Here is a 22,852-nt window from a genome sequence, read left to right on the forward strand (position 1 = left end):
CATAAGATGAACGCATGTCCGCAGGTTCTTTCTACATCACCACGCCCATTTTCTACGTGAATGATGTGCCGCACATCGGGCACGCCTACACGGAGGTGGCGGCCGACGTTCTCGCGCGCTGGCACCGGCAGTCGGGTGATGACGCCTGGCTACTGACCGGCACCGACGAACACGGCCAGAAGATTCTGCGCACCGCGATCGCCAACGGCGTCACGCCCAAGGAATGGGCCGACCGTTTGGTTGAGACCGCGTGGAAGCCGCTGCTGCAGACCGTCAATATCAAGAACGACGACTTCATCCGCACGACTGACGAACGCCACGAGGTGAACGCGCAGAAGTTTCTCCAGCACCTGCACGATGAGGGTCACATCTACACCGGCGAGTATGAGGGGTACTACTGCGTCGGGTGCGAAGAGTACAAACAGGCCACCGACCTGGTTGACGGCACCGGTGAGTACGTCGGCCAGCCGGTCTGCGCGATCCACTCGAAGCCGGTCGAGCTGCTGCACGAGAAGAACTACTTCTTCAAGATGAGCGCCTTCGCTGACCGGTTACTTACTTTGTACGAAGAAAACCCCAATTTCGTGCAGCCGGAGGCGGCGCGAAATGAGGTCATGTCCTTCGTCAAGCGCGGCCTTTCCGACCTGTCGATCTCTCGCTCGAGCTTCGACTGGGGCATCAAGGTGCCCTGGGACCAATCACACGTCGTCTACGTCTGGTTCGACGCTCTACTGAACTACATCACCGCGGCCGGTTACGGTCAAAACGATGAGGAGTTCGCGAGCCGCTGGCCAGCCACGCACATCGTCGGCAAGGACATTCTGCGCTTTCATGCCGTCATCTGGCCGGCCATGCTCATGGCCGCCGGCATCGAGGTGCCCAAGCAGGTTTTCGGCCACGGCTGGCTACTGGTCGGCGGCGAGAAGATGAGCAAGTCCAAGCTCACCGGAATCGCCCCGAGCCAAATCACCGACACGTTCGGCTCCGACGCCTTTCGTTATTACTTCATGCGCGCCATCAGCTTCGGTCAGGACGGCTCGTTCAGCTGGGAAGACCTCTCGGCCCGGTACCAGTCCGAGCTCGCCAACGGCTTCGGCAACCTCGCCTCTCGCGTGATCGCCATGGTGGTGCGCTACTGCGACGGCATCGTGCCCGTCGGCGGCGAGCTTTTGGCCGCCGACCTCGCAATCGCGGCCACCGAAAAGCGGGTGACGGATGCCGCTGGTGCCTTCATCGAGACCCTCGCCATCCACGACGCCCTGGCCAGCGTGTGGGAACTCGTCGATGAGCTCAACGGCTACATCACCCTGCAGGAGCCGTGGGCGCTCGCCAAGAGCTCCGAAACGCGAGCGCGACTGGAAACAGTGCTGCACACCGCCGTACGCGGCCTCGGTACCCTCACCGTGCTGCTGTCGCCGGTCATTCCCATCGCCACCGCCAAACTGTGGACCGCTCTCGGCGGCGACGGCGCCCTCGCAGACCAGCGCGTCGACCGGGCCTGGGAGTGGGCAGGTGGCACTGTGGTGAGCCCGCTCGAACCACTGTTCCCGCGCATTGAATCGATCGTGGAGCCAACCGATGGCTAGCGACTCGCTGGGTGGGCTCGACGGAGGCGTCGACGGCTACGGCAGCGCTATTCGCCGCCGCGAGAACACCGCGTGCCGCGACCTGAGCTACCCGCCGCTGCCGGAGCCGCTCACGATACCCGTCTACGACAACCACACCCATCTCGAGATCGCCGACGGCGAGTATCCGCTCAGCTATCGGGAACAGCTCGACCGGGCCTCGAGCGTTGGAGTTCGCGGTGTCATCCAGGTCGGCGGCGACGTCGAAACCTCACGCTGGTCGGCCGCCGCGGCACTGAACGAACCGCGCATGCTCGCCGCCGTTGCGATCCACCCCAACGAGGCGCCTGCTCTTGACGAGGCCGGCACCCTCGACGACGCCATCGCCGTGATCGACGAACTCGCCGGGCAACCGCGCGTGGTCGCCGTCGGCGAGACCGGGCTCGACTTCTTTCGGACTCCCGAAGCGGGTCGCGCCGCCCAGTTTCGCTCCTTTGAGGCGCATATTCGCATCGCCAAGAAGAACAACCTCGCGCTGCAGATTCACGACCGCGATGCCCACGAGGCTGTGATCGAAACGCTGCTCAAGGTCGGTGCCCCCGAACGAACCGTCTTTCACTGCTTCTCTGGCGACGCCGACATGGCTCGAATCTGTGCCGCGCGAGGCTGGTACATGTCCTTTGCCGGTAATGTCACGTTCAAAAACGCCGACAACTTGCGGGCGGCCCTGTCCGCCGCCCCGCGCAACCTGCTGCTGGTCGAAACGGATGCTCCGTTTCTCACCCCGCTGCCCTACCGCGGCCGGCCCAATGCGCCGTACCTGCTGCCCAACACGCTGCGCGGCATGGCCGCTCACCTCGAAACGGATGTCTCCCTGCTCTCCGCTCAAATAACCGCCAACACGGAGCTGGTCTACGGTCGCTGGGATGCGGAGCCGGTCACCGCGGCCCATGATGTTCCGCGCCCAGACCAGGCCCCCCCTGGACGTCTCGCATGACCGACGGAACCGCAGAGGAGGCGAAACCCGTCAAGACCCTTCTCGGACCCGCCGAGATTCGCGACCTCGCCGAGATGCTCGGCGTCAATCCGACCAAGAAGCTCGGCCAGAACTTCGTCATCGACGGCAACACTGTGCGGCGCATCGTGAAGGTCGCCGCCGTAGCACCCGGTGACACCGTCGTCGAGGTCGGCCCCGGCCTCGGCTCGCTCACGCTCGGCATGCTCGAGATCGGTGCGAGCGTCGTCGCCGTTGAAATCGACGACCGCCTCGCCGAGCAGTTGCCACTGACCGTCGAACTCATGCAGCCGGGCGCCCAGCTCACCGTCATTCGCGCCGACGCCCTGAAGATCACCGAGCTGCCCGGTGACCCCACCCGGCTCGTCGCCAACCTGCCCTATAACGTCTCGGTGCCGGTGTTGCTCTACCTGCTCGAACACTTCTCGTCGATCCGAGCCGGTGTCGTCATGGTGCAGGCCGAGGTCGGCGAACGTCTCGCCGCCCCGCCCGGCAACAAGATCTATGGAAGCCCGAGCGTCAAAGCCGCCTGGTACGGCGACTTCCGCACCGCCGGCAAGGTGAGCCGGCAGGTATTCTGGCCGGTTCCGAACGTCGATTCGATCCTGATCGCCTTCGAACGCCGCGCGGCACCGCTGGAATCCGAAGAACTGCGCCTCAAGACCTTCGCGCTTGTCGACGCGGCTTTTCAGCAGCGACGCAAGATGCTGCGGCAATCCCTGTCGGTCGTTCTCGGGGACTCGGCGGCGGCGGCGGCCGTGATGAGCGCGGCGGGTATCGACCCGACGACGCGGGGAGAGCAGCTCACCGTTCATGACTTTCTCGCTATCGCCTGGGTCTGGCCCGAGAGCTAGAAGACAGGTCTATCTTCGGCTGCCGTGTTGTCTGCGGAAAAGTCGCGCGGCGAACATCCGTTTCACTGACGCGTCAGCGTCTGGCCGTGGACGCCGATATGGCCGCGCCGATATGGCGCCGCCGATATGGCGCCGCCGATATGGCGCCGCCGATATGGCGCCGCCGACTTTGGGCCGGCTCAGGCGGCAGCACCGGCGTAGCTGGCACTGGTCGCGTCGCTAGCGGCTAAGCGGCTGGGCTAAGTTAAAAGCATGATGACGTCGGCCGGTACCACCGTTGTGCACGCGCGGGCCCCCGGCAAAGTCAACGTCTTCCTCAAGGTCGGCGCCGTAATGGAAGACGGTTACCACGACCTCGCGACCGCCTACCAGGCCGTTTCGCTGTTCGAAGAGGTCAGGGCCAGCCCGGCCTCCGACTTCTCCGTCGAGTTCAGCGGCAGCATCGATACTTCCGGCCTCGCCGTCGGCGGCACCAACCTTGTCATCAAGGCTGCTCGGGCCCTTGCCCGCAAGGCCGGCTACCGCGGCGGCGTGCACCTCGAGGTTGAAAAGAACGTTCCGATCGCCGGCGGAATGGGCGGTGGCTCGGCCGATGCCGCAGCTACCCTGCTCGCCTGCGACGCCCTCTGGGGCACCAGCGCCAGCAAAGACGAACTCCTCGCCATTGCCACCACGCTCGGCGCCGACGTACCGTTCTCGTTCACCGGCGGCACCGCCATCGGTACCGGCCGGGGCGACCAGCTCAGCCCGGCACTGGCCAAGGGCAAGTTTCAATGGGTGCTGGCCCTCGCCGACTTTGGAATGTCGACTCCCGGGGTGTTTCACGAGCTCGACCGGCACCGCGACCGCCACGCCCAGGACATCTTTCCGGCGGAGCACCAGCCCAGTGTCGACGCGAACGTGCTGCAGGCGTTGCGAGCAGGCGACCCGCATATGCTCGCCGACGTGCTGCACAACGATCTGCAGGCCCCCGCCCTGCACCTCGCCCCGGGCCTCGGTAAGGTGCTGCAGCTCGGCGAAGAAAACGGCGCCCTCGCCGGTGTCCTCTCGGGTTCGGGCCCGACCGTGGCTTTTTTGGTAGCGGATGCCGATAGCGCGCTCGAATTGCAGGTCGCGCTCTCCGCCAGCCGCTTGCGCGTTGTGCGCGCCACCGGCCCGGTGCACGGCGCCCGCCTCATCAACGACTAGCCTCCTGCGGGCATAACTCCTGCAATCTGCCGGACAGTGGCGAAACGCCCGCGTCATTCCGGGGGAGCTAGCAAGCACGGTGGCAAATTGCAGGAGTTATGCTCGCTGATCCGGGGGCTGCGGCCGTGCCGTAAACTTGGAGGCTATGGCACATCTTCTCGGGGCTGAGTCCCTGCACCTCGAATTTCCCACCCGCGTCATCTTCGACAGCGTCACTGCCGGCCTCAACGAGGGCGACCGCATCGGCGTCGTTGGTAAGAACGGCGACGGCAAGTCAACCCTCATGCGCCTGCTGGCCGGCCGTATGGAACCCGATGAGGGGCGGGTCACGCGGCGTCGCGGTGTCACGATCGGCATGCTGGACCAGTCCGATGACCTTGCCTCGGGCCAGACCGTCGGCCACACCATCGTCGGCGGCATCGAGGAACACGTCTGGGCGGGCGACGCCAAGGTGCGCGACGTCATCGGCGGCCTGGTGCGCGACATTCCGTGGGATGCCCTCGTCGACGACCTCTCCGGTGGCCAGCGCCGCCGGGTGGCCTTGGCTGCCGTTCTCATCGGCGACTACGACGTGATCTTTCTGGACGAGCCCACCAACCACCTCGACGTAGAGGGCATTTCCTGGCTCGCCGGCCACCTCAAGACGCGTTGGGCCGCGCAGAGCGGCGGGCTCGTGGTCGTCACCCACGATCGGTGGTTCCTTGACGAGGTCTGCAACATCACCTGGGAGGTGCACGACCGCCTCATCGAGCCCTTCGAGGGTGGCTACGCCGCCTACATCCTTCAGCGTGTGGAGCGCGACCGCATGAGTTCCGTCGTCGAATCCAAGCGCCAGAACCTCATGAAGAAGGAACTGGCCTGGCTGCGCCGCGGCGCCCCGGCCCGCACCGCGAAGCCCAAGTTCCGCATCGATGCCGCGAACGTGCTGATCGAAAACGAGCCGCCGCCCCGCGACACCGTCTCGATGCAGTCCATGGCCATGCAGCGCCTCGGCAAAGACGTCGTCGACCTCATCGACATCGGCGTGAAGTTCGGTGAGAAGACCGTTCTCAATGACATCACCTGGCGCATCGCGCCGGGTGAGCGCACCGGCGTCATGGGCGTCAACGGTGCCGGCAAGTCCACCCTGCTGAACCTAGTGGCTGGCACCCTGCAGCCTACGACCGGCCACGTGAAGCGCGGCAAGACCATCAAGGTTGCCGTGCTCACCCAGCAGCTGTTCGAACTCGATGAGATTCGCAATGACCGCGTCAGCGACGTCATCGGCCGGCAGAAGACCAGTTACATGGCCGGTGGCAAGGAGATCACGCCGGGGCAGATGCTCGAACGTATGGGCTTTCTCAGCGCCCAGCTCACCACCCAGGTCAAGGACCTGTCCGGTGGTCAGAAGCGTCGCCTGCAGCTGCTGTTGATCGTGCTCGACGAACCCAACGTGCTCATTCTCGACGAGCCCACCAACGACCTCGACACCGACATGCTCGCCGCGATGGAAGACCTGCTCGATTCCTTTCCCGGCACCCTGCTGGTGGTTTCGCACGACCGGTATCTCATCGAGCGCGTCACCGACAACCAGTACGCGGTCATGGACGGCGGTTTTCGCCACCTGCCCGGCGGCGTTGACCAATATCTCGAGGTGCGCCGCAAAGCCGTCTCCGGCCCGGCTTCCGGAACCCCCGCGGATGCCGCCGGCGCGAACAAGAAGATCCCCACCCTCGGCGGCGCTGAACTGCGCAACGCCCAGAAGGAGCTCGGATCGATCGACCGCAAGGTGGTCAAGCTGCAGGAGCGCATCGCCCAGAAGCATGAGAAACTCGCCACCCACGACCAGTCCGATTTTGCCGGTCTCAGCGAGCTCGGCGTGAAGCTGACCGAACTCGAAGAGACCATCGCCACGCTCGAAACGCGCTGGGTCGAACTTACCGAGTTGATCGAGGGCTAACGTCGCAGAAACTGTGACGCAGTGTGTCCGGAAGGCCCACGCGTCGCAGTTTCGGCGCGTATCGTTGTTGAGTGCCTCGCAGAGCTGCGGCACAGACCCCCACCCCCAATACCCGGGGTTGCTCTGTGCCCGAATAATCGCTGTGCCCATAATCGCCATCGGCGCTCTCGGGGAATTCACACAGCGAAAGAGACCCTCCATGAACAAGCCACGTTCCCTCAAGAAGTCCGTATTGGCCGCACTAGCGATTCTGCCGCTTGCGGCACTGCTGGCCGGGTGCGCAGGCGCTGCTGGTGATGAAGATGTCGTGAAGATCGGTGTCGTCGACGAGAGCGAATCGTACTGGGGCGTCTTCAAGGAAGCCGCCGCCGACGCAGGGATCACGGTCGACCTGGTCAACTTCGCCACCTACGAGCAGCCGAACCCTGCCCTGACCGCCGGCGAAATCGACCTCAATCAATTTCAGACCATCGTCTACCTCGCAAACTACAACGTGGCGAGCAGCCAGGACCTCTCGGCGATCGGCGCCACCGCAATCTACCCGCTGGGTCTCTATTCCACGCAGTACACCAGCGTCAATGAGATTCAGAAGGGCGACACGGTCGCCGTGCCCAATGACCAGAGCAACATGGCCCGCGCCCTCGTCGTACTCCAGTCAGCCGGTCTGATCGAGCTCACCGATGGCGGCACGATTTCGTCGTCACTCGACGACATCGACACCGCCGCCTCGCGGGTGAAAGTGACGGCTCTCGACGCGTCGCTCACGACGACCTCGCTGCCCGACGTCGCCGCCGCGATCGTCAACAACGAGTTTGTTGGAAAGGCCGGGCTGAGTTTCTCGGATGCCATCGCCCAGGACGATCCGGCCGACTCCAAGTCCGTGCCCTATGCGAACGTCTTTGCCGCGCGTGCCGAGGACAAAGACAACGCGACATACCAGAAGCTCGTCGAGATCTACCAGACCACGAAGGCCGTTCAGGATGGGGTTCGGGAAGCGTCCGGCGACACGGCAGTGCTGTTGACGACCCCGGTTTCCGAGCTTGAAGCGTCGCGCGTCGCGGTCGAGGCCGACACTAAGGCTCAGAAGTAAGCATCAGCGTTACCGCGCGAGCAGTTTCGGTTCTTTGTCAGATTCACGGCCAAAAGCCGAGACTGCTCGTTCGTGTTCCCCGGCGCGACATCAGGACACATCAGCAACAAGAAGGTTTTTGAGGAACAACGGATGGCTCTTGTAAGCCTGAGGAATGTCAGCAAGGTATACCCGCCCGCGAGCAAGGGCGCACCGAGTGTCACGGCGATCGACTCGGTCAGTCTGGACGTGGAGGCCGGGGACATCTACGGGATCATCGGATACTCCGGTGCCGGTAAGAGCACCCTTGTGCGACTCGTGAATGCTCTCGAACATTCAACGAGCGGCGAGATCATCGTTGACGGGCAGGATATCGCCGTGCTGTCGGAGCGCGAGCTGCGCAAGGTGCGCCTCGGCATCGGCATGATCTTTCAACAGTTCAACCTGCTCGGCTCTCGCACGGTGGCGCGCAACGTGGCCTACCCGCTCGAAGTGGCCGGGCATCCCAAGGAGCAGCGCACCGCCCGCGTGGCTGAACTGCTCGACTTCGTCGGCCTCGCCGACAAGGCCGGGTCGTTTCCCGACCAGCTGTCCGGCGGTCAGAAGCAGCGCGTGGGTATCGCTCGTGCCCTCGCCACCCAGCCGAGCATCCTGCTCGCTGACGAGGCCACGAGCGCGCTCGACCCGGAGACCACGCACGAGGTCCTCGCGCTGCTGAAACGGGTGAATGTGGAATTCGGGGTCACCATTATCGTGATCACCCACGAAATGGACGTCATCCAGACCATCGCGACCAAGGTCGCCGTGATGGACCAGGGCCGGGTCATCGAGCGCGGACCGGTCTTTGACGTGTTCTCGAACCCGCAAGCCGCGGCATCCGCTCGCTTCGTCTCGACCGTGGTCAAGGGGGTACCGTCTGCGGCCGAACTCGCCGTGCTGCGCGAGCGGCACACGGGCCGCATCGTGACGCTCGCCTTCCGCGACAGCGCGGTTGACCAGACGGCCGTTTTCGGTGAGCTCTCACGGGCCGGAGTGGCGTTCGAGGTCGTCTACGGCGGCATCAATGAGATCCAGGGGCGCCCGTTCGGGCATCTCACGCTCGCTCTTTCCGGCGTCGATCCGGTCATCGACCAGGTGCTCGCTCACATTCGAACGCTCACGACCGTCACGGAGGTGCGCTGATATGGATGCACTCATCGACCTGCTGCCCGAACTGTGGACGGCGACGTACGAGACCCTGTATATCGTCGCGATGACCCTGTTCTTCGGCGGCCTCGGCGGACTGCTGGTGGGCCTCGGGCTCTACCTGACCCGAGCCGGCAGCATCCTGGAGAACAAGCCGTTGTTCTTCGTGCTCAACCTGCTGGTCAACTTCATTCGCCCGATTCCATTCATCATTTTTCTGGCCGCGGCGCAACCGCTCGCCCGGGCTGTCACCGGCAGCGGCATCGGCAACAATGCGATCATCTTCACGATCGCTCTCGCAGCGTCCTTCGCCATGGCCCGCATCGTGGAGCAGAACCTGCTCACCGTCACGCCCGGTGTGATCGACGCCGCCCGCAGCGTCGGCGCCGGGCCGATTCGCATCATCTTCACGGTATTGCTGCCGGAGGCCCTGGGCCCGCTGATTCTCGGCTACACGTTTATTTTTGTCGCCCTCGTGGACATGTCGGCCGTTGCCGGGTACGTCGGTGGCGGGGGCCTGGGTAATTTCGCGCTGCTCTATGGCTATCGTCAGTTCAACCCCATCGTGACCTGGGCGGCCGTGCTGCTCATCATCGTGCTGGTGCAGTTCGTGCAGTTCTTCGGCAACTACCTCGCGCGGAAGGCTCTTCGCCGGTAGCGGTGGCTAGTCGAAGTCGAGGCTGAGCTTGCGCAGCAGGCCGGCCAGCCGGTCCTGATCGGTCACCGAGAGGGTGTCGAGCAGCTCAGCCTCGGCGTCGACGAGCCGGGTGATGGCGGCATCCACGCGGGTCAGACCGGCCGGGGTCATGCCCACGAGGATGCCGCGGCCGTCGTTGGGCGCAGAGCGGCGCTTGACCAGATCGCGGTCGACGAGACGGTCGATGCGGTTCGTCATGGTGCCGCTGGAAACAAGTGTCTGCTGCAAAAGGGCTTTCGGGCTCAGCTCGTAGGGGGTTCCCGCGCGGCGCAGCGCCGAGAGCACATCGAACTCCCACGACGCGAGCTCTGAGCGGGAGAAGGCGGTGCGGCGGGCCCGGTCGAGGTGCTTGGACAATCGAGCGACTCGGCTGAGGACCTGCAGCGGCGCAAAATCAAGATCGGGCCGTTCACGCAGCCACGAATCGACGATTCGGTCGACTTCATCATGGCCAGGCATTGCTCCATTATCCCGCTTTTCCGGGGGTTTCTTCGCGCAGAAGCCCCGAGGAGGTGCCAGCGGCGTCGCGGGCCGCCAGAATCTGGCAGACTTGACTGGTTGCTGGCTCCGGCTGGCATGGTCCGCCATAGTGTAACGGCAGCACGGCAACCTTTGGAGTTGTTCGGTCCAGGTTCGAATCCTGGTGGCGGAGCCCTCACTTTCTCTCCCGAATGCGTTAGGAAACCTGTGACAGACGCCCGCCTCGCCATCATCGTGTTGGCCGCCGGCCAGGGCACCCGCATGAAGTCCAGCCTGCCGAAGCTGCTGCATCCGCTCGCCGGAGTGCCCATCGTCAGCCATGTGCTGGCCACTGCGCGCGCCCTCGACGCCGCGCATGTCGTGACCGTCGTACGGCACGAACGTGACCTGCTCGCCGCCGTCGTGGCCGAAGACCTGCCGGAAAGTACCATCGTCGATCAGGATGAGATTCCCGGCACCGGCCGCGCCGTCGAACAGGCCGTCGCCGCGCTTCCCGATGATTTCGACGGTGACGTGCTCGTCATCAACGGCGACGTGCCGCTACTGAACGCTGCAACCCTCGCCTCGTTCATCGCCTCCCACCGCAAGGGCGCAGCGGTGGGAACCGTGTTGTCCGCCTACCCGGACGACGCGACCGGCTATGGGCGCATCATCCGCTCGGTCGAGGGTGCGTTCGACCGCATCGTCGAGCAAAAAGATGCGACGGATGCCGAACTGGCCGTCACCGAGATCAACGCGGGCGTCTACCTGTTCGGCCTGGCCGCGCTGCGCGTGCAGTTGGCGCAGCTGACCACGGCGAACGCGCAGGGTGAGAAATACCTCACCGATGTGATCGAACTGCTGCGCCGGGCCGGCTCCGAGGTGAGCGCCGTTCCCGTCGCCGACGCCTGGATCGTGGCCGGCATCAACGACCGTGCCCAGCTGGGCGACACCGCCCAGAAGCTCAACGCCCTGATCGTGCGCGGCTGGCAGCTCGCCGGCGTGACCGTGCAAGACCCGGCCACCACCTGGATCGACCTGAAAGCCGTTCTCGCGACCGACGTCACGGTGCTGCCCGGCACTCAGATCATCGGGGCCACAGTGGTGGCCACTGGTGCCATCATCGGACCAGACACCACCCTGCGCGACTGCGAGATCGGCGAGGGCGCCCGCGTGAATCGCACTGACGCGACCCTCGCGGTGATCGAGGCTCGGGCGTCTGTCGGGCCATTCTCGTACCTGCGTCCGAACACCGTACTCGGCGCCGACGGTAAAATCGGCGCCTTCGTCGAGACCAAGAACGCGCAGATCGGCGCCGGCAGCAAGGTGCCCCATCTGAGCTATGTGGGCGATGCCACGGTTGGCGTGGGGTCGAACATCGGTGCCGGAACAATCTTCGCCAACTATGACGGCGTGGCCAAACACCACTCGGAGATCGGGTCGCACGTGCGCACCGGGTCGCACAACGTGTTCGTCGCGCCGATTACAATTGGGGACGGGGCGTACACGGGGGCTGGAACAGTCGTTCGCAAGAGCGTTCCGTCCGGCGCACTGGCCATCAACGTGGCGCCGCAACGCAACATGGACGGCTGGGTTCACGTCAACCGTCCGGGCACAGCCGCGGATACAGCGGCGGCAGCAAGCCTGCGCCCCACAAGCAGCGAAAAGACTGGAGAATAAGTGTCGGAAATTAAGTCCAGCGGCGACAAACGACTCGTACTGGTTTCGGGGCGAGCGCACCCGCAGCTCGCTCTCGACATTGCCACGGAGCTTGGTTCAGAGCTGCTCCACACCGATGCACGCACCTTCGCCAACGGCGAACTGTATGCCCGGTTCGACGAGAGTGTGCGCGGCTCGGATGCGTTCGTCATCCAGTCCCACACCGCGCCGATCAACGAGTGGCTGATGGAACAGCTCATCATGGTCGACGCGCTCAAGCGGGCTTCCGCCAAGCGCATCACCGTCGTCGCACCGTTCTATCCCTACGCCCGGCAGGACAAGAAAGGTCGCGGTCGCGAGCCGATCTCGGCCCGCCTGGTCGCCGACCTGTTCAAGGTCGCCGGCGCCGACCGCATCATGTCGATCGACCTGCACGCCGCCCAGATCCAGGGCTTCTTCGACGGTCCCGTCGACCACCTGTTCGCCATGCCGGTGCTCTTGGAGCACTTTCGCGAGAAGCTCGACCCGGCCACCCTCACCGTGGTTTCGCCCGACATGGGCCGCGTGCGCGTCGCCGACATCTGGAGTGACCGGCTCGGTGTGCCGCTCGCCATCATCCACAAACGACGCGACCCGCTCGTCCCCAACCAGGTCTCCGTGCACGAGATCGTCGGTCAGGTGAGCGGTCGCGTCTGCCTCATTGTCGACGACATGATCGATACCGGTCGCACCATTGCCCTGGCCGCCGAGGCCCTGCGCGAGGCTGGCGCTATCGGCGTCGTCGTCGCCGCCACCCACGCCGTGTTCAGCCACCCGGCCGTCGACATGCTGCAGAACCCGGCCATCAGCGCCGTCGTGGTCACGGACACGCTGCCGATCCCCCCGGAGAAGCGCTTCCCAACCCTCACCGTGCTGCCGATCGCGCCATTGCTGGCCCGCGCCATCCACGAAGTGTTTGATGAGGGTTCGGTCACGTCGATGTTCGACGGTGCCGCATAGGGCATAGACCGGTCGGCCTCGTACTCGGCTGATTTTGGGAGGCGGTGGCTGCGGCCATCGCCTCTTCTCATCTCACCGCGTCGAAAGACCGAACTGCACGAACCCGCGGTGCGGACCCGTCGAAAGCCGCGGGTCGATGGCGCCGACGAGTGCGGAGGCCGCTACGTGGGGGTGCCCGGAGTGATCTGGCGTGGAGCGGAGGGGATGATCCCGAGCGAGGTCACGAAGGTGTCGCGCTCGTTCTGGTCGATGGCGTAGCACTGCCAGCCGAACCCGCCGGGTCCGGCTAGGTCGAAGCGAGCGTCGAAGTCGACCGCAAAGGGATAATACTGGGCGACCGCGGTCGCACAGGCGTTGGCGGCAGTGTCGGAGGCGACCCGCATGGTGGTGAGTATGCCCGGCACAATCAGGGCGATCAACCCGAGCACGACGACGATCCGCAAAATGGACGCGAAATGCTTGCCGCGCAGCGGCCGGTAGTTATCGTTCGGCTCGTAGCCGGAAAGCTCGGGGTGATCATCAGTCATAAGTATCTTCATTCTTCCAGACCCGAGTGTGAAGTGACTGGTTAACCCAAGTCGGCCGGCGGCATCCGCTCTGCCCGACGAGGGTGAGCGGATGCCGCCGGCCGGCAACACGGATGGTCAGTGCGTGGAAGCCTCAGTGACGATCTCGGTGCGGTCGCCGGACCACAGGGTGTGGAAGGTGCCGGGCATGTCGACGCGGTGATAGGTGTGCGCTCCGAAGAAGTCGCGCTGTCCCTGCACCAAAGCGGCTGGCAGCCGCTCACTGGCAAGCGAGTCGAAGTAGCTCAGGCTGGCACCGAAGCCGGGAACCGGGATGCCCGAGAGCGCCGCGGTCGAGACGACTCGGCGCCAGGCTGCCTCGCCGGCGGCGACGGCCTCGGCGAAGTACGGGTCGACAAGCAAGCTCGAGATCGACGGGTCGTTATCGTAGGCGGTCACGATGCGGTTGAGGAACTGGGCGCGAATGATGCAACCGCCACGCCAGATGGTAGCGATGGCGCCCTTGTCGATGTTCCAGTTGTACTTGGTGGCCCCGGCGATGATCGCGTCGAAACCCTGCGCGTACGCGACGATCTTCGACGCGTAGAGCGCCTGGCGCACGTCTTCCTGGAAGGTGTGGCCGACGACGGCGATTTCGGGCCGGCCGGTGATGCTGGCACGCACCGGTCCGCGCTGCTCGGGGTGGCTTGAGACGGCGCGGGCGAAAACCGCCTCGGCGATGCCGCCGACCGGAACGCCGAGGTCGAGAGCATTCTGCACGGTCCAGACACCGGTTCCTTTGGAGCCGGCCTCGTCGAGGACGACGTCGATGAACGGCTGACCGGTTTTGGCGTCGACCTGGCGCAGAATCTCCGCGGTGATTTCGATCAGGTAGCTGTTGAGCTCCCCGTCGTTCCAGTCCGTGAAGATATCGGCGATGGCTTCGGGGGAGTGCCCGCCGACCTTGCGCAGCAGGTCGTAGGCCTCGGCGATGAGCTGCATGTCGGCGTATTCGATGCCGTTGTGAATCATCTTGACGAAGTGGCCGGCGCCGTCGGTGCCGATGTGGGTGACGCACGGCACGCCGTCGACGACGGCGGCGATGGATTCAAGAATGGGTCCGAGGGTCTTGTACGCCTCGACCGAGCCGCCGGGCATGATGCTCGGGCCGTTGAGGGCGCCCTCTTCGCCACCGGAGATGCCGGCGCCGACGAAGTTTATGCTTTTGGCGCTTTGCTCTTTTTCGCGGCGGATGGTGTCGGTGAAGTCGGCGTTGCCGCCGTCGACGATGATGTCGCCGGGTTCGAACAGCTCAGAGAGCTGAGAGATGACGGCGTCGGTTCCACGTCCGGCCTGCACCATGATGATGGCGGTGCGCGGTTTGGTCAGCGAGGCGACGAAATCGGCAATGTTCTCGGAGGCGACAAAATTCGCCTCGGGGTGCTCTGTCGTGAGTAGGCGGGTGCGTTCGGGGGAGCGGTTGTAGACCGCGACGGTGTTTCCTTCGCGGCCTGCGAGGTTGCGGGCCAGGTTGGAACCCATCACCGCCAGACCGACGACACCGATATTTGCCTGTGCTGAACCGGACTCTGACACGTTTTCTCCTTTGGGACTGTGTTGAACAGACCGCCTACGAGTTTAGCGCACGGGCCTGATTAGTCCCACAAGCGGGGGACACGCGCGATTTCTTTGAAACAGATATAAGTGTTAGCGTGCTCGTTGTAATCTGATTTATTGCGCGTTGCTCGCGCTGTGATCCTATGTAATGAAGCAGCGGCCCAGCGGAGCGGAGCACTATGCCTAACTACTTTCACACCCCTATCGTCGTGATGGGAGTTCAGGGGTGTGGTAAATCCACTATCGGCCGCGCACTGGCGGATGCCCGTGGCCTGCGATTTCTCGACGGTGACGACCTGCACAGCGTGGCCGCGCGCACCAAGATGTCGTCTGGGCATCCGCTTACCGATGAGGATCGCCTGCCATGGCTGACCCGCATCGCCGAGACGATAGCGGACGCCGTTGCCCAGGGTGAACCCGTTGTCGTCGCCTGCTCCGCCCTCAAGCGCAGCTACCGCGATCTTCTGCGCGCCTTCGTGCCGACCCTCGTCTTCGCCGAGCTTTACGGCAGCCGGGAACTCATCGCGAATCGTCTCACCCACCGCAACCACGAATACATGCCACCCACACTGCTCGACTCGCAATTCGCGACGCTCGAACCACTCGCGGCCGACGAAGCAGGACTGCGCGTCGACCTCATCCACACTCCCGACGAACTCGTCGGCTTGATACACAAAGGGATAGCTCACTGATGACCGATCTTGAAATGAACTGGGTGCTCGGCACCCCCGCTCTGCTCGGCGTTGCCGCCGGCGCGATCGCGGTGCTCCTCGTGCTCATCATGAAGTTCAAGGTGCACGCGTTCCTGTCGCTGATCATCGTGAGTCTGCTCACCGCGGTCGCCACCGGCATTCCGACCGTCCGCCTCATGCCTACCCTGCTTGAAGGCTTCGGCGGCACCCTGGCCGGGGTCGCCCTGCTCGTCGGCTTGGGCGCCATGCTCGGCCGCATGCTGGAAACCAGCGGTGGAGCGCAGGTACTGACGGACGCCCTGATCAATAGGTTTGGAGAACGGCGCGCGCCGATTGCCCTCGCAGTCGCGTCGCTCATGCTCGGTTTTCCGATCTTTTTCGACGCCGGCCTTGTCGTCATGCTGCCGATCATCTTCGCCGTCGCTCGTCGCCTCGGCGGATCGTTTCTCGGCTATGCGTTTTCGTCGGCCGTGGCTTTCTCGGTCATGCACATCTTCGTGCCGCCGCACCCGGGGCCTGTCGCGGCGACCGGCCTACTCGGAGCTGACGTAGGACTCGTTTTGATCTTCGGTCTTCTGGTTGCCCTGCCCACCTGGTACGTCGTCGGCCACCTGTTCGGTGGATACGTCGGTCGCAAGTACGACATTCCTGTGCCGTCCATCCTGCGCGGCAGCACAGGCGACTTCACCGAGTTCGCCTCCGCGCCCCGCGTCGGCATCATCATGACCCTGCTCCTGCTGCCGATCGGACTAATCTTCCTCAACACCGGCCTCAACATGGCAGCCACCGCCGGACTCGTCTCCCTCGACGACGCCTGGGTACAGGTCCTGCGCGCCATCGGCGAGACTCCGGTCGCCCTGCTCATCACCGTGGTGCTGGCCATGGCCCTACTGGGCTGGAAAAAGCGCAAGTCGGCCACGCTCGTAGAATCCGTCGTCGACAGCGCGCTCGGCCCGGTCTCGGCAGTCATCCTCATCACCGGCGCCGGTGGAATGTTCGGTGGCGTGCTGCGCGCCAGCGGAATCGGCAACGCACTGGCCGAGTCGCTCGATGAGATCGGTCTGCCCGTGATCGTGGCTGGTTTTGTGATCGCCGCCCTCGTGCGTATCGCGCAGGGATCGGCAACGGTGGCCCTCACCACGACAGCGGCCCTCCTTCAGCCGGTCGTGATGGGCAATGCCACGTTCAACCCGGTCGAGCTCGCCGCGATCGTGCTGGCGCTCGCTGCCGGGTCGGTCTTCGCTGGGCACGTCAACGACTCCGGTTTCTGGCTGGTCAGCAGATTCTTCGGCATGGACACTAAAACCACGCTCAAGACCTGGACGGTCGGTCAAGCCCTCGTCGGAATCGTTGGCTTCACGATTGCCGCGGCCATCTACCTCGTGGCCAGCCTGCTGTGATCTGATCGGTTCGTGCGGTGCCCGCCCGCGCTCTAGAAAAAAATGCGGGCAGTGTGCGCCCAGGACTCTTCAACTTCGGCGATGGTGCGCCGCATGATCAGTTCCATCGACTCGCGGGCACGCACGGGGTGGCCGCCCTGAATGGCGTCCGCCACGTCGACGTGCCACTGCAGCGCGGTTTCGTGCGGGTGGGCAGGCATGAGTCCGAGGCCGGTGCGCCCCGAGAGTACGGCGGCGATCACCTCGTCGAGCTTGGCGAACATTTCGTTGCCTGATCCGTGCAGCACGAGGCGGTGAAAATGGATGTCCAGAGCCAGAAATCGTTCGAGGTCACCGGAACGTCCCACCGTGCGCATCTGCGCCGCCACGGTCATGAGCTCGCCCGACATCGCCTGCGGGCAGTGTTGGGCGGCCAACTCGGCGGCCATCGGCTCGACGGATGCCCGCAGCTCGGTGAGCGAGCGCAACTGCGCGCCCCGGCCCGCTCCGGCCAAACGCCAGCGGATGAGCACCGGGTCGAACGCATTCCATCCTGACTGCGGACGCACCCGAATTCCGACGCGCTTGACCGACTCGACCAGGCCCATCGCAGCGAGCACGCGTACCGCCTCGCGCACGACCGATCGGCTGACCCCCTGGGCGCGCTCGATCTGCTCTGAGAGCATGACCGTGCCGGCCGGCGTGTGGCCGTCGACGATACGGGTGCCCACCGCGTCGATCACGCGGTTATGCAGGCTCGATGACATGCTCCGACCCTAACGTCTGGCGAGGCGCAGCCGCAGCCGCAGTGCGCGACACGCCCGGGGTGCGGTACCGGCCCGAACGGTGTAAGCTTGAAGACGAACTTCGGCGAGGGATTCTGCCGGGCCAGACTGTTGGGCCGGCGGCATCCGTGATCGACGCGGCGGACGAGGCCTTGGGCTTTTCCTCACGCTGACATGCGTTCGAGTTGAATCAGTACCCCACTTTCTCGGGCTTCGACCCGCGAACCACGACCTGGGCTCACGCCCCGCAAGGAGAAATACCATGGCTAAAGAAGTTACCGCCGTCGCCGCTGAACCGCGCGAAAGCTTTGGCAAGGGCGCGGCCCGTAAGCTACGTGTGCTCGGCAAGATTCCTGCCGTCATCTACGGTCACGGCACCGAGCCGGTGCACGTGTCGCTGCCGGCCCACCGTATCGCCCTGCTGCTGCGTCGCGCCAACATGATCCTCGAGCTCGACATTGCCGGTGCCAAGCAGCTCGTTCTGGTCAAGGACGTGCAGAAGGACCCGGTGAAGGCCATCATCGAGCACATCGACCTCGTCGTCGTGCGCAAGGGCGAAAAGGTCCAGGTTGAAGTTCAGGTGCACATGTCGGGCGAGTCCTTCCCCGGCACGATCGCCGACTTCGACATCAAGACCCTGCTGCTCGAGGTCGAAGCGACCGACATCCCCGAAAACGTCACCGTGTCGATCGAGGGCCTCGAAGACGGCGCCCAGGTTCACGCCAAGGACGTTCCCCTGCCCTCCGGCGCCACGTTGATCACCGACGAAGAGGCCCTCGTCGTCTACATCCACACCCCGCGTGGCGAAGACGAGGAAGAAGCCGAGACCGAGGTCATCACGGCCGGAACCCCGGCCGCGTAGTAGGAGCAGGCATCAACTGGTTCCGTCTGGGCTTTCACCCCCGCAAACGGAGGACTCCCCTGGATACGAACCTGTGGCTCGTAGTCGGGCTCGGCAACCCCGGGCCCGACTACGCCGGCAACCGGCACAACGTCGGTCAGATGGCGGCGGCGCAGCTCGCCGACCGTCTCGCGTCAAATTTCAAGCGTCACAAAACGGCCGCCCTCGTGGCCGAAGGGCACCTCGCGCCCGGCGGTCCCAAGCTGGTGCTGGCCAAGCCCACCACGTTCATGAACGTTTCCGGCAGCCCGGTCGCAGCGCTGCTGCGCTTCTATTCACTGCCCGTGTCACGGCTCATCGTCGTGCACGATGATCTCGACTTGCCCTTTGACACGCTCAAGATCAAGGTCGGCGGTGGTCACGGCGGTCACAACGGCCTGCGCGACATCATCGCTGCCACCGGAACCAACGATTTCATTCGCATTCGCATGGGCATCGGGCGCCCGCCGGGTCGCCAAAATCCGGCCGATTTCGTGCTGCACGACTTCGCTGCCGCCGAGCGCGGCGTTCTGCCCAATCTGATAGCGGATGCCGCCGACGCGGTCGAACTCATCGCCTCCGACGGCGTCGTGGCCGCTCAGCAGAAGTTCCACTCGCCGTCCTAAGGCGAGTTCGGCGCTGTCGGTGCCAGTGCGTAGACTCATTCAGTGATCCTTCAGGGCTTAATCGCAGCGCTCGCGCGCGCCTCCACGTTCGACAACGCCCTCGCCTACGCCAGCAGGGATGCTGATTTCTCGCTGACCGAAGGCCTGCGCGCCGCGCTGCTCGCCGCGTTGCTCGACTTGCGCCGCGGCGATGCCCAGGCCCTATTCGTCATCACGGCGACCGGCCGCGAGTCGGAGGCGATCCGCGAAAACCTCGGCTGCTTCGCCACGAGCGCTGAAATCATCGACTTTCCCGCCTGGGAGACCCTGCCGCACGAGCGCCTGAGCCCGAGCGCCGAGATCGTCGGCAAGCGCCTGCACGCCCTGCGCCGCATGCGTGATTGGCAGGCGGCCGACCCGGCCACGCGGCATCCGCTCATCGTCGTCGCCTCGGTACGGGCAGCATTGCAGCCGGTCGCCGATAACCTCACCGACTACGAACCGATCGAGCTCACGGTCGGCGCCCGCGGCCATGATCTCTCGGCGATCGTGCTGCAGCTGGTCGACCTCGCTTACGCCCGCGTCGACATGGTCACCCGGCGCGGCGAGTTCGCCGTGCGCGGCGGTATCCTCGACGTGTTTCCGCCGGTCGCCGTGCACCCGTACCGAGTCGAGTTCTTCGGCGACGAGGTCGAGCAGATTCGCCTGTTCAGCGTCGCCGACCAGCGATCTTTGCCCGAGGTCGTCGACACGGTCAGCCTGCCGCCCAGCCGAGAACTGCTGCTCAGCCCTGCCGTGCGGCAACGCGCCCGCGAGATGCAGCATGAATTCCCGAGCCTGGCCGGTCTGCTCGCCAAGATCGCCGAGGGGATTCCAGTCGAGGGCATGGAAAGCCTCGCGCCGGCGCTGGTCGACCGGCTGGTGCCCGTCACCCACTATCTGCCGACCAACGCCGCCGTTGCCGTGATCTCGCCGGAACGGGTCGCGAGCCGGGCGATCAGCCTCGCCGAGACCAACCGTGAGTTTCTCGGCGCCGCCTGGAGCGCCGCGACGGCTGGCGCCGACGCCCCGATCGATCTGGAATCGGGCGACTTTCTCACCCTCGGGCGCCTACGCGACAGCGTGATGTACTCGGCGCCGGGCGCACCGGCCTCCGGTCACAACTGGTGGACTTTGAGCACATTCCAGGCCGCACCGACCGATGCGCCGGTTTTACCCGAACACCTCGAGATGGACGAGCTGCTCACCATTCGCATCGAAGCGGATGCCGTTCCCACCTTCGCCGGCAGCGTCGACGGAGCCGTGGGTCACGTCGCCTCCCGGCTGCACGACGGCTGGGTCGTCGGCATAGTGGCCCAGGGCGCCGGTCTGGTCGAACGGGCCGCCCAGGTGCTGGCCGAGCGCGAGCTGCCGGTGCGGGTGGTAGAGGTATGGCCGCTGGAACCGGAACCGGGTATCGCCTACCTGCTGAAGGCATCCGTCGATCACGGTTTTGAGCTGCCGCAGAGCAAGCTCGCGCTGATCAGCGAGTCGGAGTTCTACGGGCGCACCGTCGGGTACTCCGAGCGGCAGATCAAGAAGCTCGCCAGCCGCCGCAAGAACGTCGTCGACCCGCTGCAGCTCGTAGCCGGCGACCACGTAGTGCACCAGACGCACGGTATCGGCCGTTTTCTCGAACTGACCCAGCGTGAGGTGTCCAGCGGCGGCCGCAACCCGGTCAAGACCACCCGCGAATACCTCGTGCTGGAGTACGCACCGTCGAAGCGCGGGCACGCCGGCGACCGGCTGTACGTGCCGACCGACCAGCTCGACCTCGTCACCCGCTACGTCGGTGGCGAGGCACCGACCCTGAGTAAGATGGGCGGCAGCGACTGGTCGAGCGCCAAGACCAAGGCGCGCCGAGCGGTACGCGACATTGCCGTTGAGCTCGTCAAGTTGTATTCGGCGCGCATGGCCAGCAGGGGGCACGCCTTCGGGCCGGACACTCCCTGGCAGCGTGAACTCGAAGAGGCGTTTCCCTTCGTGGAGACCCCCGACCAGCTCACCACCATCGACGAAGTCAAGGCCGACATGGAACGGCCCATTCCGATGGATCGGCTGCTCAGCGGCGACGTTGGCTTCGGCAAGACCGAGGTGGCCATTCGTGCCGCCTTCAAGGCCGTGCAGGACGGCAAGCAGGTCGCCATGCTCGTGCCGACCACCCTGCTGGTCAGCCAGCACATGGAGACGTTCAAGGAACGCTTCGCCGGATTCCCGATTCACCTGCGCGCCCTGTCACGGTTCCAAACCGACAAGGAATCGCGCGAAACCATCGCCGGCATGCTCGACGGCACCGTCGACGTCGTCATCGGCACCCATCGGCTGCTGTCACCGTCGATCATCTTCAAAGACCTCGGCCTCGTCATCATCGACGAGGAACAGCGTTTCGGCGTCGAGCACAAAGACGCCCTGAAGAAGCTCAAGACCAACGTCGACATCCTCGCGATGAGCGCGACACCCATCCCACGGTCGCTCGAGATGGCGGTCACCGGCATCCGTGAAATGTCGACCCTGGCCACGCCGCCCGAAGACCGACACCCGATCCTGACCTTTGTCGGGCCGTACTCGCAGCGGCAAGTTGGCGCCGCCATCCGCCGGGAGCTGCTGCGCGAAGGCCAGATCTTTTTCGTGCACAACCGGGTCACGAGCATCAACCGCATGGCCACGCAGCTCGCCGAGCTCGTTCCAGAGGCGCGCATTGCGATCGCGCACGGGCAGTTGCCGGAGGCGCAGCTGGAACAGGTGGTCGGTGATTTCTGGGAGCGCAAGTTCGACATTCTGGTCTGCACCACGATTATCGAGACCGGCCTCGACATCAACAATGCCAACACCATCATCATCGACCGCGCCGACAAGTTCGGTTTGAGTCAGCTGCATCAGCTGCGCGGCCGGGTCGGGCGTGGGCGCGAGCGCGCCTACGCCTACTTTCTGTACGACGAGAACAAGCCATTGTCGGAGACCGCCCACGACCGGCTCGCCACCATCGCCGCCAACAACGAGCTCGGCGCCGGCATGCAGGTGGCGCTCAAGGACCTCGAGATTCGCGGCGCCGGCAACCTGCTCGGCGGCGAGCAGGCCGGGCATATCGCCGGTGTGGGCTTCGACCTGTACCTGCGCATGATCGGTGAGGCTGTGAGCACCTTCCGCGGGGACGTCGCCGAGGGACAGACCGAGCTGCGGCTGGAGCTGCCGGTCGACGCGCACATTCCGCACGATTTCGTCGACAGTGAGCGCCTGCGCCTTGAGGCGTACCAGAAGCTCTCCAGTGCGAGCTCACCGACGGCGACCGATGATCAGATCGACCTCGTGCTCGACGAGCTCACCGACCGGTACGGTGAACCGCCCGTGCCGGTGCAGAACCTCGTGGCTGTGTCGCGGCTGCGCTGGCAGGCCCAGCAGGCGAACCTCAGCGAGGTCGTGGCTATGGGCTCGAACCTGCGGGTGGCGCCGGCCGACCTGGCCGATTCGATGCAGGTGCGCCTGCAGCGGATGTACCCGGGCTCGCGGTACGTGTCGGCGACCGGTGCGCTGAGCGTACCGATGCCGCGCCCGAACGGTGAACCGCTCGATGACAATGCCTTGATCGAATGGACCAAGACGCTGCTGGCGGCGATCTTCCCGCCGGCCGTGCCGAGCGCGCTCCCGGCCGGCTAATAGTCAAGCAGCACCGCGGCATCAAAGAATGCAGCACCGTCGCTGGGTCAACGACGGTGCTGCGGG

19 protein-coding genes and 1 tRNA gene are annotated in these 22,852 nt (G+C 65.0%); 16 read left to right on the top strand and 4 right to left on the bottom strand.

The window, feature by feature from the left end; translation table 11 throughout:
* Positions 1-14 precede the first annotated feature (14 nt).
* From metG to CXY74_RS04870, 8 genes are all read left to right on the top strand, one after another.
* The gene (metG, locus tag CXY74_RS04835) at positions 15-1,586 is read left to right on the top strand and encodes a methionine--tRNA ligase (protein WP_104199377.1); all 1,572 of its coding nucleotides are present in this window, start codon (positions 15-17) and stop codon (positions 1,584-1,586) included.
* Positions 1,579-2,562 (top strand): TatD family hydrolase, encoded by a 984-nt coding sequence (locus CXY74_RS04840; RefSeq protein WP_104199378.1) that lies wholly within the window; start codon positions 1,579-1,581, stop codon positions 2,560-2,562. Before metG ends, CXY74_RS04840 begins: the two co-directional genes overlap by 8 nt.
* Positions 2,559-3,434: a 16S rRNA (adenine(1518)-N(6)/adenine(1519)-N(6))-dimethyltransferase RsmA gene (rsmA, locus tag CXY74_RS04845; RefSeq protein ID WP_104199379.1), complete on the top strand. Its 876-nt coding sequence runs from the start codon at positions 2,559-2,561 to the stop codon at positions 3,432-3,434. The genes CXY74_RS04840 and rsmA overlap by 4 nt, the downstream gene beginning before the upstream one ends.
* Before the next feature lie 255 nt (positions 3,435-3,689).
* Complete coding sequence (locus tag CXY74_RS04850; RefSeq protein WP_104199380.1) at positions 3,690-4,622, top strand: 4-(cytidine 5'-diphospho)-2-C-methyl-D-erythritol kinase; 933 nt, start codon at positions 3,690-3,692, stop codon at positions 4,620-4,622.
* A 145-nt stretch (positions 4,623-4,767) separates the two neighbouring features.
* On the top strand, positions 4,768-6,561 hold the full coding sequence (locus tag CXY74_RS04855; RefSeq protein WP_104199381.1) for an ABC-F family ATP-binding cassette domain-containing protein: 1,794 nt from the start codon (positions 4,768-4,770) through the stop codon (positions 6,559-6,561).
* Positions 6,562-6,760: 199 nt separating this feature from the next.
* Positions 6,761-7,651: a MetQ/NlpA family ABC transporter substrate-binding protein gene (locus CXY74_RS04860; RefSeq protein ID WP_104199382.1), complete on the top strand. Its 891-nt coding sequence runs from the start codon at positions 6,761-6,763 to the stop codon at positions 7,649-7,651.
* 132 nt (positions 7,652-7,783) lie between these two features.
* Positions 7,784-8,812 carry a methionine ABC transporter ATP-binding protein gene (locus CXY74_RS04865; protein WP_104199383.1) on the top strand — a complete coding sequence of 343 codons (1,029 nt, stop codon included), beginning with the start codon at positions 7,784-7,786 and terminating at the stop codon, positions 8,810-8,812.
* A 1-nt stretch (position 8,813) separates the two neighbouring features.
* A complete protein-coding gene (locus CXY74_RS04870; protein WP_104199384.1) occupies positions 8,814-9,473 on the top strand; it encodes a methionine ABC transporter permease in 660 nt (219 codons plus the stop codon).
* A gap of 6 nt (positions 9,474-9,479) precedes the next feature.
* Here the strand turns inward: CXY74_RS04870 and CXY74_RS04875 are convergent, their stop codons facing one another.
* Positions 9,480-9,971, bottom strand: a complete 492-nt coding sequence (locus CXY74_RS04875; protein ID WP_104126994.1) for a MarR family winged helix-turn-helix transcriptional regulator — start codon at positions 9,969-9,971, stop codon at positions 9,480-9,482.
* Positions 9,972-10,092: 121 nt separating this feature from the next.
* Between CXY74_RS04875 and CXY74_RS04880 the strand changes: the two genes are divergently transcribed.
* The 3 genes from CXY74_RS04880 to CXY74_RS04890 all read left to right on the top strand — a co-directional run bounded on the left by CXY74_RS04880 (position 10,093) and on the right by CXY74_RS04890 (position 12,629).
* Positions 10,093-10,164: transfer RNA gene (locus CXY74_RS04880), tRNA-Gln, on the top strand.
* A gap of 35 nt (positions 10,165-10,199) precedes the next feature.
* Positions 10,200-11,651 carry a bifunctional UDP-N-acetylglucosamine diphosphorylase/glucosamine-1-phosphate N-acetyltransferase GlmU gene (gene glmU / locus CXY74_RS04885; RefSeq protein ID WP_104199385.1) on the top strand — a complete coding sequence of 484 codons (1,452 nt, stop codon included), beginning with the start codon at positions 10,200-10,202 and terminating at the stop codon, positions 11,649-11,651.
* Positions 11,652-12,629 (top strand): ribose-phosphate diphosphokinase, encoded by a 978-nt coding sequence (locus CXY74_RS04890; RefSeq protein ID WP_104199386.1) that lies wholly within the window; start codon positions 11,652-11,654, stop codon positions 12,627-12,629.
* 161 nt (positions 12,630-12,790) lie between these two features.
* On the opposite strand, the gene CXY74_RS04895 is transcribed toward CXY74_RS04890, so the two are convergent.
* Both CXY74_RS04895 and gndA read right to left on the bottom strand, forming a co-directional pair.
* Positions 12,791-13,156, bottom strand: coding sequence for a hypothetical protein (locus CXY74_RS04895; RefSeq protein WP_104199387.1), 366 nt, complete (start codon positions 13,154-13,156; stop codon positions 12,791-12,793).
* Between the two features lie 117 nt (positions 13,157-13,273).
* Positions 13,274-14,677 carry an NADP-dependent phosphogluconate dehydrogenase gene (gene gndA / locus CXY74_RS04900; protein WP_370446123.1) on the bottom strand — a complete coding sequence of 468 codons (1,404 nt, stop codon included), beginning with the start codon at positions 14,675-14,677 and terminating at the stop codon, positions 13,274-13,276.
* 254 nt (positions 14,678-14,931) lie between these two features.
* Between gndA and CXY74_RS04905 the strand changes: the two genes are divergently transcribed.
* Complete coding sequence (locus CXY74_RS04905) at positions 14,932-15,444, top strand: gluconokinase (RefSeq protein WP_199183145.1); 513 nt, start codon at positions 14,932-14,934, stop codon at positions 15,442-15,444.
* Positions 15,444-16,844, top strand: a complete 1,401-nt coding sequence (locus tag CXY74_RS04910; protein WP_199183146.1) for a GntP family permease — start codon at positions 15,444-15,446, stop codon at positions 16,842-16,844. The genes CXY74_RS04905 and CXY74_RS04910 overlap by 1 nt, the downstream gene beginning before the upstream one ends.
* Before the next feature lie 32 nt (positions 16,845-16,876).
* Here CXY74_RS04910 and CXY74_RS04915 read toward each other — a convergent pair whose 3' ends face one another.
* Positions 16,877-17,590 (bottom strand): FadR/GntR family transcriptional regulator, encoded by a 714-nt coding sequence (locus tag CXY74_RS04915; protein ID WP_104199390.1) that lies wholly within the window; start codon positions 17,588-17,590, stop codon positions 16,877-16,879.
* Between the two features lie 280 nt (positions 17,591-17,870).
* Here CXY74_RS04915 and CXY74_RS04920 point away from each other — a divergent pair, with 280 nt between their 5' ends.
* Genes CXY74_RS04920 through mfd form a run of 3 tightly spaced genes read left to right on the top strand, consistent with a single transcriptional unit; the run spans position 17,871 to position 22,786 of the window.
* Positions 17,871-18,470: a 50S ribosomal protein L25/general stress protein Ctc gene (locus tag CXY74_RS04920; RefSeq protein ID WP_104199391.1), complete on the top strand. Its 600-nt coding sequence runs from the start codon at positions 17,871-17,873 to the stop codon at positions 18,468-18,470.
* A gap of 59 nt (positions 18,471-18,529) precedes the next feature.
* The gene (gene pth, locus CXY74_RS04925; protein WP_104199392.1) at positions 18,530-19,114 is read left to right on the top strand and encodes an aminoacyl-tRNA hydrolase; all 585 of its coding nucleotides are present in this window, start codon (positions 18,530-18,532) and stop codon (positions 19,112-19,114) included.
* A 42-nt stretch (positions 19,115-19,156) separates the two neighbouring features.
* Positions 19,157-22,786: a transcription-repair coupling factor gene (mfd, locus tag CXY74_RS04930; RefSeq protein WP_104199393.1), complete on the top strand. Its 3,630-nt coding sequence runs from the start codon at positions 19,157-19,159 to the stop codon at positions 22,784-22,786.
* The last annotated feature ends 66 nt before the right edge of the window (positions 22,787-22,852 follow it).

Source organism: Cryobacterium sp. Y29 (genome assembly GCF_002929825.1).
Classification (GTDB): domain Bacteria; phylum Actinomycetota; class Actinomycetes; order Actinomycetales; family Microbacteriaceae; genus Cryobacterium.